Source organism: Sphingobacterium deserti (assembly GCF_000757725.1).
GTDB classification, from domain to species: Bacteria; Bacteroidota; Bacteroidia; order Sphingobacteriales; family Sphingobacteriaceae; genus Sphingobacterium; species Sphingobacterium deserti.
The window spans coordinates 1-12,944 of sequence record NZ_JJMU01000073.1; the positions used below are offsets into that span (position 1 = coordinate 1).

9 protein-coding genes are annotated in these 12,944 nt (G+C 43.1%); 1 reads left to right on the forward strand and 8 read right to left on the reverse strand.

Annotated features, from left to right (window positions below; all coding sequences use genetic code 11):
* The 7 genes from DI53_RS19035 to DI53_RS19065 all read right to left on the reverse strand — a co-directional run.
* Positions 1 to 1,449 (reverse strand): NADP-dependent isocitrate dehydrogenase (locus tag DI53_RS19035; RefSeq protein WP_037503705.1); only part of this gene is annotated, 1,449 nt, incomplete at its 3' end.
* Positions 1,450 to 1,630: 181 nt separating this feature from the next.
* Positions 1,631 to 2,275, reverse strand: a complete 645-nt coding sequence (locus DI53_RS19040; RefSeq protein WP_052072584.1) for an NAD(P)H-binding protein — start codon at positions 2,273 to 2,275, stop codon at positions 1,631 to 1,633.
* 2 nt (positions 2,276 to 2,277) lie between these two features.
* On the reverse strand, positions 2,278 to 3,321 hold the full coding sequence (locus DI53_RS19045) for a ferredoxin--NADP reductase (RefSeq protein WP_037503707.1): 1,044 nt from the start codon (positions 3,319 to 3,321) through the stop codon (positions 2,278 to 2,280).
* A 162-nt stretch (positions 3,322 to 3,483) separates the two neighbouring features.
* Positions 3,484 to 6,585 (reverse strand): translation initiation factor IF-2, encoded by a 3,102-nt coding sequence (infB, locus tag DI53_RS19050; protein WP_037503710.1) that lies wholly within the window; start codon positions 6,583 to 6,585, stop codon positions 3,484 to 3,486.
* Between the two features lie 106 nt (positions 6,586 to 6,691).
* Complete coding sequence (nusA, locus tag DI53_RS19055) at positions 6,692 to 7,930, reverse strand: transcription termination factor NusA (RefSeq protein ID WP_037503712.1); 1,239 nt, start codon at positions 7,928 to 7,930, stop codon at positions 6,692 to 6,694.
* A gap of 2 nt (positions 7,931 to 7,932) precedes the next feature.
* Positions 7,933 to 8,397 carry a ribosome maturation factor RimP gene (locus DI53_RS19060; RefSeq protein ID WP_037503714.1) on the reverse strand — a complete coding sequence of 155 codons (465 nt, stop codon included), beginning with the start codon at positions 8,395 to 8,397 and terminating at the stop codon, positions 7,933 to 7,935.
* A gap of 103 nt (positions 8,398 to 8,500) precedes the next feature.
* The gene (locus DI53_RS19065) at positions 8,501 to 9,274 is read right to left on the reverse strand and encodes an XRE family transcriptional regulator (protein WP_037503716.1); all 774 of its coding nucleotides are present in this window, start codon (positions 9,272 to 9,274) and stop codon (positions 8,501 to 8,503) included.
* A gap of 112 nt (positions 9,275 to 9,386) precedes the next feature.
* On the opposite strand from DI53_RS19065, the gene DI53_RS19070 reads away from it, so the two are divergent.
* Positions 9,387 to 9,707, forward strand: a complete 321-nt coding sequence (locus tag DI53_RS19070) for a GIY-YIG nuclease family protein (protein ID WP_037503719.1) — start codon at positions 9,387 to 9,389, stop codon at positions 9,705 to 9,707.
* A 70-nt stretch (positions 9,708 to 9,777) separates the two neighbouring features.
* Here the strand turns inward: DI53_RS19070 and DI53_RS19075 are convergent, their stop codons facing one another.
* Positions 9,778 to 12,930: a peptidase MA family metallohydrolase gene (locus DI53_RS19075; RefSeq protein WP_081939512.1), complete on the reverse strand. Its 3,153-nt coding sequence runs from the start codon at positions 12,928 to 12,930 to the stop codon at positions 9,778 to 9,780.
* Positions 12,931 to 12,944 lie beyond the last annotated feature (14 nt).

Consider the following 12,944-nt stretch of genomic DNA (forward strand, 5'->3'; position numbering starts at 1 on the left):
AAACACAGCCGGTGTAGCCGACAGGCGGGCGCGGTTAACCGCTAGTTTTACCCAGTCTTGAATGGGCGCGTCTTTGGTTTGGCACATACGGAAGATGTCCCCCGCCTCAACGACTTGCTCCATCAACACATCACCTGCATTCGACACAACACGGATAGTACCGTTTGCTGCTGCTTGAAAAGTTTTATCGTGTGATCCATATTCCTCCGCTTTTTGAGCCATCAAGCCCACGTTAGGCACAGATCCCATGGTTTTCGGATCGTAAGCACCATTCGTTTTACAATCTTCGATCACTGCAGCGTAAACGCCAGCATAGGAACGGTCAGGGATAATGGCAAAAGTGTCTTGTGGTTTACCTTCTTTATTCCACATTTGGCCTGAAGTACGAATCATCGCAGGCATAGAAGCGTCGACAATCACGTCCGAAGGAACATGCAAATTGGTAATCCCTTTGTCCGAATTAACCATCGCCAAATCAGGACCATTAGCAATGGCAGAATCGATAGCAGCCTTCACTTCGGCTTCTTCCGGCTGTCCGGCAATTTTGCTGTATACTTCACCTAACCCGTTGTTTTTATTGATCCCCAGCTTAGTGAAGAGTTCGCCGTATTGATTGAATAAATCCTTAAAGTAAACCTCAACAATGGCGCCGAAGATAATAGGATCAGAAACCTTCATCATTGTTGCTTTCAAATGCGCTGACAATAACACACCTGCAGCTTTTGCTTCATCAATCGTTTTTTGAACAAAAGACTTCAGTTTACTTACGCTGAGTACCGAGCTATCCACCACTTCCCCAGCTTTTAGATTGGCCAAGCCTTTTAATTCCTTTGTAGCTCCATCTTCGCCAACAAATTCAATACGAAATTGACTATCTTCAGCAATCGTCAATGATTGCTCGGTAGCGAAGAAATCGCCATCCGTCATAGATGCCACTTTTGTTTTGCTATCTGCAGACCATGCGCCCATACTATGCGGATTCGCTTTCGCGTAGTTTTTTACAGCCTTAGGGGCACGACGATCCGAGTTTCCTTCACGAAGAACAGGGTTTACAGCCGATCCCAATATTTTAGCATACGTCGATTTAATTTCTTCTTCTTCAGTTGTCGCAGGACTATCTGGGTAATTTGGAACACTGAAGCCCGCCTTTTGCAATTCCGCAATAGCCCCTTTTAGCTGGGGAATAGAAGCCGAGATATTCGGCAACTTAATAATATTTGCATCGGGCTGCGTAGCTAATTGTCCAAGCTCTGCTAATGCATCTGTCGTTTGTTGCTCAGGCGACAAAAAAGATGAAAAGTTTGCAAGAATACGCCCAGCCAATGAAATGTCTCTCAATTCCACGTCGATATCAGCAGTTTTGGCAAATGCCTGAACAATGGGTAAAAACGAATAGGTTGCCAATAAAGGAGCCTCGTCCGTTTTAGTGTAAATAATTTTAGATGACATAATTTTCTATTGAAATACTATTTAAATTTCACTGAATAAATTACGGATTTTGCCGATAGCAAAGCCCGATTTTTAAATTTGCCTAAAGATAAGCATTTACAAATAAAAACGCCATAATTCATATAATAATGGCGTTTTGAGTTAATCTGCTCTTCAGAATTGCTGTCCATAATGGACAATCCTATTTCCCATTTCGGTTATAGTCTTGTGTCGTTATGATTGAAACACCGGAATGCTTTATTAAGGAGGCATCAACCAAGACTTTACCCAATTTCGCCGTACTGGTACCTGCGTATTTTTTAAAAAGGCCAACCTTATTCAGCAGTTGCAAAACTTTTCCCGCAATGACCTCCCCTGTCCTATTGGAGTCGGGTCTAATAATAAGACTAGGTTGCACAATGGTTAATTTGGCGAATCCAAGGGCTCTCACAGCCTCTTCCAGTTGCCCTTTCATCCGATTATAAAATAGGAGCGATTTGGCATCTGCCCCCAAAGCAGAAAGTAGCACAAAGTTCGATACGCCCTGTTGCTTACAGAGTTTTGCAAACAGCAGTTGGTAATCATGATCTACTCGCCATTGTGCTTCTTCGCTACCGGCATCTTTTTTCGTGGTCCCTAGACATGAAAAAGCTACATCGCCATGCATCTCCGTAGCGAATGATTCAAGCTTTTCGAAATCTACCACGACTTCTTTGAGTGTTGGATGCGTGGCAAAGGAAGGGCGACGCACGAAGACGCTGATTTCAGCGTAGTCCGGGTTTTCTAAAAGATGCCTTACAACTTCCTTTCCTGTCGCGCCTGTGGCGCCAATAACGAGTGCTTTCATAACTAAAGTACATCAATGACCGTGCCCTCTTCTAGCGGATGGGCAACACAAATTAAGCATCGTCCATTCTCCACTTCCCGGTCCGTCAGCACCTCATTGTAATCCATGCGAACACTGCCGCTAACACATTGGGATATACAGGTGCTGCACATACCAGATTTACAGGAATAAGGCAATTTAATTTTATGTTCCAAGCCTACATCTAAGATGGTCTTATTGTAGGGAATTTGCAAAGCATGGGACTGCCCCTGAAAACGTAATTCGATAGCATATGACCTCATGTCTACGGGCTCCTCATCGCGCTCATCATCATCCTCTTCTTCCTCCGGAAAATGAAAGGTTTCTTTACGAATGTCCTGATCAGGGATTCCCATGCCAAGGAGCGTGAACCTAACCAAATCCATATAGAAAACAGGCCCGCAGGTAAAAAATAGAGCTTGCTTATTTGCTGGCAAGTGCTGTTGTACAATCCGGAGCAAATATTCCCGATTCAAACGGGCATTTAGTAAATTCTTGGTGTTAGAAAAAATCCAAACAATTTCCAACCGCTCGGAATAACGTTTTTGCCATTCCTGCAATTCCTCATAAAAAACGGTCCGTTCTGCCGAACCGTTGCTGTACACAAGAACTACTTTAGTCTGTTCTTCTGCAACCAAGGCCGTTTTTAATATCGAATACAACGGCGTAACGCCAACACCTGCTGCAAACAGAAAAAGAGTGCGATCGACAGATGCATCAGGCTCATAAAAGAATATACCTTGGGGTTCGAGTACATCTATTATATCGCCAACTTGCGCTTTATGATGGAGAAGTCTGGAGATCTCACCGTTGTCGACACGTTTTACCGTGACGGCAAGCGGCTCGTCAACATCAGGCGAACTGCTGAAAGAATACGAACGTCGCACTTCGCGTTCCCCAAACATAAAACATAATGTCAGAAATTGTCCGGGTTTGGGAGCAGGATAATCACCTGATAAGTCGTTGAAAGATATTGTTACGTTATCATTGGGTTGATGAATAATCGCTGCGATTTCAAATTTGTACATAGCATAAAAATACTTTAAATAGAGAAGATAGCCAAATACATATACCGTATGGGCACATAAAAAATCCTGACAGTTTTCACTGTCAGGATGCTATATCACTAAACTATTACTGTCTATTCCAATGCATGAAATTCGCAGAATATTTCTTGTTCTTATTACTCGTTAGAGTTTACGTTTAACTTCGACTTGTTCGTAAGCTTCAACGATGTCGCCCACTTGAATATCGTTGAAACGATCGATATTCAAACCACATTCGTAACCTTGCGCTACTTCTTTGACATCGTCTTTGAAACGTTTTAAAGAGGCTAACTTTCCAGTGTGAATAACGACACCTTCACGAATCACGCGGATATCATTATTTCTATTGATCTTTCCGTCGATGACCATACAACCAGCGATAGTACCCACTTTAGAGATCTTGAACGTTTCACGAATCTGCACTTCGGCAACAATTTTCTCTTCAAATTTCGGTGCCAACATACCTTCCATAGCCGATTTCAATTCTTCGATGGCATCATAGATGATAGAGTACAGGCGGATATCAATTTGCTCTTGCTCCGCTAGCTTGCGCGCACCTTGCGTTGGTCTCACTTGGAAACCTATGATGATCGCATCGGAAGCGGATGCCAACAAGACGTCGGACTCGGAAATCGCTCCCACAGATTTGTGGATAATATTGACCTGAATCTCGTCAGTCGATAGTTTCAACAAGGAATCGGAGAGTGCTTCAATAGAACCATCCACGTCACCTTTAACGATAACGTTAAGCTCTTTAAAGTTACCGATAGCGAGACGACGACCGATTTCATCCAAAGTGATGTGTTTCGTCGCGCGCATCCCCTGCTCACGTTGTAACTGCAAGCGTTTATTAGCCACTTGACGTGCTTCAGACTCGCTTTCCAATACATACAATTTATCGCCAGCAGTCGGCGCACCAGACATACCTAAGATTTGTACCGGTATAGATGGTCCAGCTTCTTTTACGCGCTCACCACGCTCATTCGTTAACGCCTTTACTTTACCAGAATGTGATCCGGCTAGAATAGCGTCTCCTACGCGCAACGTACCACCTTGAACCAATACCGTCGTTACAATACCACGTCCTTTATCTAAGGCAGCTTCAATAACAGAACCTACAGCACGTTTTTTCGGATCGGCTTTCAATTCCAGTAGTTCAGCTTCAAGCAATACTTTCTCCAATAGTAGCTCAACATTCTCTCCTGTTTTCGCGGAGATCTCTTGCGCTTGGTATTTACCGCCCCAATCTTCAACCAAGATATTCATGGCAGAAAGTTGTTCGCGAATCCGATCTGCATTGGCTCCGGGCTTATCAACTTTCGTGAAAGCAAATACAATCGGAGAACCAGCCGCCTGCGCGTGATTGATAGCCTCTCTTGTTTGCGGCATCACCGCGTCATCCGCAGCAATCACGATGATAACAATATCCGTTACCTTCGCACCACGAGCACGCATGGCCGTAAAGGCTTCGTGACCTGGTGTATCTAAGAAGGTGATCTTACGACCATCATCCAGTTTTACAGCATAGGCACCAATATGCTGGGTGATACCACCTGCTTCACCTTTTGTGACATTCGCCTTCCTGATATAATCTAGTAAAGATGTTTTACCGTGGTCAACGTGACCCATCACCGTTACTATCGGCGCTCTGTCGATAAGGTTATTAGCTGTATCTGGTTCTTCTAGTTCTGTAACTTCTTCGTCTTCCGGTTTTATAAACTCTACTTGATAGCCAAATTCATCAGCTACAATAGACAATGTTTCCGCATCCAAACGTTGGTTGATGGAAACGAACATGCCTAGACTCATACAGGTAGAGATAACTTGGGTTACCTGTACATCCATCAAATTTGCAAGCTCATTCGCAGTAACAAATTCCGTCACGCGAAGGATTTTGGATTGTGCAGCTTCCTCCATTGCCGCTTCTTCAGCTGAAAGGGCTATATCATCCCGCTTCTGTCTGCGCAATTTTGCACGTTGTGCAAATTTTCCAGACTTACCAGCTCCACTCAAGCGAGCAAGCGTTGCTTTGATTTGATCTTGGATTTCTTTATCAGAAGGCTCCTCCTTTGGTGTATCCGCTGGACGGCCTTTGCCACGATTATCGTGACGATTGTTTTGTGGGCCTCCTGTACGGTTGAAGCCACCACCTTGGCGGTTATTTTGCTGACCGCCGGTGCGGTTGAAGCCGCCGCCGCCCTGACGATTATTGTTATTCGTATTGGTGTTACCACCTGCTACGCCCGTATTTCTGTTGTCGCGTTGTCCTTCCGTAGCATTCGGACTTACCGGCCCATTAGGGTTCTTATTAGAACGCTTACGCTTACGCTTGTTATCGTTATGCGCTGCATTTGATGAGGAAGCGACAGGTTTACGCTCTACGGGCAATTGTATCTTGCCGACAACCTTAGGACCGGCCAACGTTTCTGAACGCGCGCGAATCACACTACTTTGAGGCTCTTCTGCCACCGTTGCAGGAGGAGTACCATCTCCTTTCACAGGAGCTTTCGATTCTGTAATTTCTTTATTCATGTCGGCCTTAGGCTCGGTTTTAACTTCTTCTTTAGGTTCCTCCTTAGCCGGAACGACTACAGGTTTCTCAGCAACCTTTTCCTCCGCAGGTTCTGCTTTTGGTGCCTCCACTTTCGGAGTTTCTGCCTTTGGAGCTTCAACTTTCGGAGACTCAACAACCGGAGTTTCAATTACAGGTCGCTCCTCTTCCTTTTTAACAGGCGCAGACACCTCTTCCACTTTAGCCACAGGCTCCTGCTTTGCCTCCTCCTTGGGCTCAGTCTTTTTGGACTTACCTCTATTCAGGCTATCTAGATCTATTTTGCCAACCACTTTTAAATGGCCAACTTCATCCTTCTTAGCATCTTCGTCCTTGGGCTGCACAGCTTCAGTTGTTTCCACCTGTTGCTGGGTATTTTTCACCAAGACTTCTTGATCATTAGAAGTAGTATCTTCATTATTATCTTTAGATTCTGTAGGATTCACACCAGCTATTCCAGCAGTAGACTCATCACGACGAATTTTCCCGATAACTATTTGTTTTGCTTCGTCTTTTACAATTTTGTCGCCTTGAAATTCTTTGAGAAGAACAGCGTACATATCTGGCGACAACTTGGTATTGGGCTTTGACTCTACATCAAACCCTCTTTTTCCCAAGAAATCGACAGCTGTACCTATCCCAATGTTAAGTTCTTTTGCTGCCTTTAGCAAGTTTATGCTTTTTCCTTCTGTCATCTATTTATTTACCTTCTAATATTAAGTACTACAAAAATATGCTTTTTTACACTGAAAAAACAATTTAAGCACAATTGTTTTTTCAGTCTCTACAGATGCGGAAGCCCTATTCGAACTCCGCTTGCAAGATGCGTACAATTTCCTGAACGGTATCTTCCTCCAAGTCTGTACGTCTCACCAATTCCTCTTGTGTTAAAGAGAGCACCGATTTTGCAGTATCCAGCCCAACGCGTTTTAACTCGTCGATTATCCAGCTGTCTATTTCATCTGCAAATTCTTCGATATCAACATCCTCCTCTACTTCGTCATTTTCGCGGTAAACATCGATTTCATAACCACTCAATTTACCTGCAAGTTTGATATTGTGACCACCACGGCCAATGGCCAAAGAAACCTGGTCTGGTTTTAAGTAAACGGCAGCCGTTTTATTGTCTTCATCTATTTTAATGGAAGATATGCGGGCTGGACTCAAGGCACGTGTTATATATAACGAGTGGTTAGACGTAAAGTTTATCACATCGATATTTTCATTGCGCAATTCGCGAACAATACCATGGATACGTGATCCTTTCATACCCACACAAGCACCTACCGGATCAATACGATCGTCATATGACTCGACAGCAACCTTAGCACGCTCGCCCGGCTCCCGAACAATTTTTCTGATCATGATTAAACCATCAAATATCTCTGGAACTTCCAACTCAAATAAGCGCTGTAAAAATTCTGGTGCTGTACGTGATATGATAATCTTTGGATTGCTATTCATCATATCCACTTTGGATACTACCGCGCGAATGCTGTCACCTTTTTTAAAGTAGTCCGCAGGTATTTGTTCTGTCTTAGGCAAGATCAACTCGTTACCATCTTCATCTAAAACAAGAATCTCTTTTTTCCAGATTTGGTAAACCTCACCAATTATCAATTCGCCTTCACGATCTTTGTATTTCTTGAATACCTCATCTTTCTCCAACTCAAGAATTTTGGAAACCAGTGTTTGGCGAGCGGCTAAAATAGCACGGCGACCGAAACTTTCAAGCGTTATTTGCTCGATAAAATCATCACCAACTTCCAAATCAGGATCGTGCTGATGTGCTTCCGCTAACTCAATTTCTAAATCATCATCCTCAGAAAATCCATCTTCCATAACTACACGCGTTCTCCAGATCTCTAAGTCACCATTATCGGGGTTAACGATAACGTCAACATTTTCATCGGTACCAAAACGCTTGCGGATCATACTACGGAACACCTCTTCCAACACCGTGATAACCGTAGGACGGTCAATGTTTTTAAAATCCTTGAACTCTTGAAAAGAGTCAATCAAATTGATATTGCTGCTCATTTTTATTTAAATGAAATTAACACCTTAGTTTCCTTTATTTGCTCAAACGGAATTTCCGACTGTATCAACTCAGCCTTCTTCCCTTTCTCTTTTACTTTTTCTTCGATAACAATACGTGTATCGTTAACTGCAAGCAGTTTTCCTTCTCGCTTCTCTGCTGTGGTCGTTTTCACGCGAACATCTCTACCCACATTTTTCACATATTGTCTGTTCAACAATAAACCCGTATCAATCCCAGCAGATGAAACTTCTAACCAGTAAGCTTTATCAATGACATTCTCCTCTTCCAAATGAAAGCCTACATGTCTGCTGATCTTAGCGCAATCTTCGATGGCAATACCGTTATCGCCATCCAGTAAAATCTCCAATAAACCATTGATGTGCATTTTAATACGAACGATGAAGAGATCTTCCCGATCAGCGATCTTTTCTTCAACGAGTTCACGCACCCTATCCTCTATTTGCATGGCATTTTTTTCAATATTTGAATTAAAAAAGGGGGCATACCATGCCCCCTCTTTCCAGATTTTACAAATGTATCAAAAATTATTTAAACAACAAAGCGGGATTTTATTTATTATCAACAACTGCGCTTATCGTCTTTTGCATCTGCGCCATCATGGCTGTCAGCGTTTCCATCGTTGGTTCAGGGTTAGGTTCAGGCAAAGCTGTACTGATAAATGCCTTCGCACGCCATACCTCTATAATACTCGTCGTTTCCACCCAATACGGGTCATACGTTTTATTGTCTGAAACTAACTTCAATCCTTTATCTTCCTTAAACTTGGCTCCTATACGTTTATAAACTACACCGTCATCTTTCGATACAACCACGTAAGTTTGATTAACTTTAATATCATGCCAGTTTTCTACGTATTCTGCTATAATAATACTTCCAGAAGGCAACGGGAGCATCGAATCACCTTTTATTTCAAACGCACGATAACTTCCCTGATTAAACATCGGAAGAGAGAACTTAGGCAATTCCGCCACATACTCTGGATCGCCATAACCATTTAAATAACCAGCACTAGCCTTTACCGGAACCAGCTCTATATTCTCCTTCTCTTGACTATCAACTGTGACCGCCAATACGCGCAGATTGGAAGCATTACTTCTTGGAGTTGGACGCCACTTGTCGTCGATCTCCTCATTAGCGAGCTCATCCATCGTAAGCTCGTAAAATTCAGCTATTTTTTTTAGCAACTCATATTTAGGCTCCGCCCGATCTTCCTCATAAGCGCCTACAGAGGCTCTTTTAATGCCTATTGCGTCAGCAAACTGCTGCTGTGTTAAACGCTTTTTCTTCCTTAGGAACTTGAGATTGGATGCGATATTTGACATAATTTTCGAAAAAAATTTTAAAAAACTAATTTTATTAGTATTATTGTGCCAATAAAATTAGTAATTAAGATTTAGATCACCAAATTTATTAGCAGATTAGTGTAACATAAGCATGGAAAAATATACCGTTTATATAGTAACAGATAGCAATCGCACATACCTCGAAACCGGCATATGTACCGACATTAATATGCGTCTTGCAGAAATTAAAGACGCTTCTTCCATCTTGTTCGCTGGAACAGCGCGGCTGAACAACATGGTTTATACGGAAATTTTTGACAATAAAGAGCAGGCTGAAACTCGTCAACAACAGCTTAAGCATTTCACGAGAATGCAACGGGAGCGTTTAGTACGTTCGAAAAACCCCAATTGGCTAAATTTGACTATGGCGCCTGCTCCAATGAGCAATAAAAAAGTCGTTGTTTACGCCTAAGCAGTAAACAACGACCCTTAACAACCTCACTGGAACACGATTACTTGTCGTATTCCTACCAAAAGTTGGACTACCAACCCGGCATAAAGTTTAATCCGAAAGTTCCAAATCTTGTCCTCGAACTGATAAACGGAACAGCATAGAAGGGCTCTAAAACCATCGCTCCAAAAAGGTTAACACGAAGCGAAACGCCGGCACTAAAAACGGGCACGCGGTAGTTACTATCGTAACCCATAATAGGTGCACCGCTTTCATCAAAAAGGGGTTGGTTATCTGGATCCGTTTGCTGTACTAAAGGTTTCCGCTCCAAACTGCCTACAATCCTATTCCCCCCGTTCCAAGCTAGCCCTGCATCAAAGAAAATATTCAAATCAGAAAATAGAAAGTTTGACTTCACCGCTGCAAGTTTTTCTGGCCCGGTAAAAGGCAAGCGAACCTCAAAATTACCCACCACAACGCGGGCTCCCATCAGATCATTGAAAGAAAGATCGCCAACTTTCTCGGGTGTCAAATCATCAAAGCCGCGGATGAAAAATGGATACCCGATATAGTTCCCGCGCAACCTATTTTCATCTTCCCCCATACGTATATACGAATACGCGCGAGCGGCAATCGTTACCGGCTTCAAGCGGACGTAACGCCTCAAATCAACCGTGTACGCTGTAAAATTCAAATTCCCAATATACTGCGCTGCACCAACGCGATAACGAAAGCCATCCAAAGGTGCAGTCATACCAAATGTAGATTTATCACCTACAAAAGCTGCACTGGCCTGCTGCACACTTAACGCATTTAAATTTCCAAAACCTAAAGCACTAGCTTCATCATTTGATAAACGTTCCCGGTCTCCATAACCGAAGAAATAACTCTGTCGCCACCGCTCGGCGCGATAGCTGTAGCGTGCTACGGCTCCACCAATTTCAAATCGATGATAGCGATTGAAAGGATAGGCCACAAAAGCATCCAGCTGCGTTTCGAATTGTCGGATAATATAATCATTGACAACAACTTCTTCCCCTTGGCCTTGCCCTAAATCTTCCCTTGCGTATCCTCTAAACCCATATCGGTAAGGAATATGCGAGATAGATCCGCCCCAATTCCATCTGCTACGCTGATTGATGTAAGCAACCTGCCCGCCGAAATCAGTAATCTCGCCATTTATATTTAAGGTAGTAAATATTTGATTGTATCCTAAAATATCGGAAAAGCTACCGAACACTCCGCCGGCCATACCTGCGCCATAACGTGAGCCTATGGTCATGCCTACGCCTGTGTTCGCAAGATAGTCTAACTTAAATTTGGAACGATAAGCGATCGGATTGATCTGTGATCCATCAATCCGTTGGTAAAGGTTAAAATTTTGAAGATTGGTATTAACTACATTTACACCGCGATTGACATAAGGCGGTAGCATTGCTGCCGACAGATCAACGGAAGTAGCATCTACAACCTGCGGCTGAAAATCAGTCGCCCGAGCTTTATAGACATTGTATTGATTGCCTTTAAAATAAGAATAAACGATCTCATCATTATCGGACACACTCATAGCAGGTGAGTATTCCGTAATTCCACTGATACCCGTAAAGTAATCCGTCATCTGTTCTACGGCTAATGTGACAAGGGAATAACGAAACATGTTTCTATAGCCATCGGCATTGGAGAGGAAATAAATATGTCGTCCATCTCCGGAGAAATGCGGATTTAAATTGTTAGCTCCGAAAAACACCTCGATAGGGGTTACTTGCTGCGTCTCTACATCCAACATAGCTAATGATAGCGGTATATCTACAGAGCGGTCGTCACTCTCGTAAGATGTTCTATCCGTGCTAAACACGATTGATTTACCATCAGGGGAAAAACTTGGCTGAAAATCGGAATATTTATCGTTGGTAAGTTGCGTAAGTTTTTTGTCGGTCAAGTGGTATGTATAAATATCACTCTGTCCATCTTTGAGCCCTGAGAAAGCTACGGTCTCGCCATCCGGTGAGAAACTAATATTGGTAAATTCATACATATCGCCCATCGCTTGAACGGATAGCACTCGCCCGCTTTCCACGTCAATTACCATCAGTTTGTTTTTGCCTTCACTAAAGACGCTAAAGGCAAATCGTTTACTATCTGCCGAGAAATCGCCAGCAGATTCCAGGTAGCTGAATTCATCGATATCTTTGTTTGTCATCCTACTCCCCAACTTCCTTAGTATAGCACCCGTTTGCGCATCTGCTAAAAACAGGTCTATGCCGAAAAGATCTTTTTCCGACATAAATGCGACGAAGCGTCCATCCGGCGATATTGCAGGTGCAACATTCATCCGTCCGCCGTTATTTGCTGTTATCAACGGCTGGCCTATCGGTCTTGACGCGGTGTCTTTATCTAATGTCTTAAAGGCGGTCTCCATGCTATTTCGCCATAGGGTCGACATGGTTTGTGCATCATAGCCAAAGACGCGTTTCATAGCTACCTCATACCCATATTTCGCAGTTTCTATAAACATGGGCATAATAACGGTGTCACCATAGGTCGCACCTAGGTATGCTAAAAACGCCTGACCGTATCTATAGGGAAAATATTTTTGCGACTGCTCCGTTAATTGCTTCAGCGATGGGATGTCGTTACGGGCATAGGCATCACGCATCCACATGGCTGTGAAGGCATCCTTCTTTCCTATAGAAAGATATTCTGCCATGCCTTCTACCATCCAAAGAGGGATATTTGCAACACTTTCTAAACGTGTGGTATCTTTTCCTTCCATCAATGCGCGGTATTGAAACGCATGCACCATTTCATGTCCTAACACGTGGCGCGTCTGTTGGTTGATCTGCATGACGGGCATTACAACGCGCTGTTTAAAAGCTTCCGTCACACCCCCTGTACCGACAGAAATCTCGCCGGATATGGCGGTTGTTTGTTGAAATTCAGGATGATTGTTATAAATAATAACTGGATTTTTACGGAGAAATGTATCTTGAAACACCTGCTGATGCAATCCATACCATACTTCGGCTTCTTTAGAAAGCCAATTGACTAAACTGTCGTTTTTTAAATAAGTATACATTTCAAAATGCGGCGTTTCCTTCACTTTAAAATCTAGCTTTTTATAGCGCATTTTATTTTGGCCGAAGTATTGCGCTTGCGCCAAGGGGGGTGAGAATGCAAAAAAAAGCGAAAAAACGAAAAAAAGGCGCCATAAATTTAAATAGCGCGAGTCACGTGTACTATTCATAACCGAAGATTAGT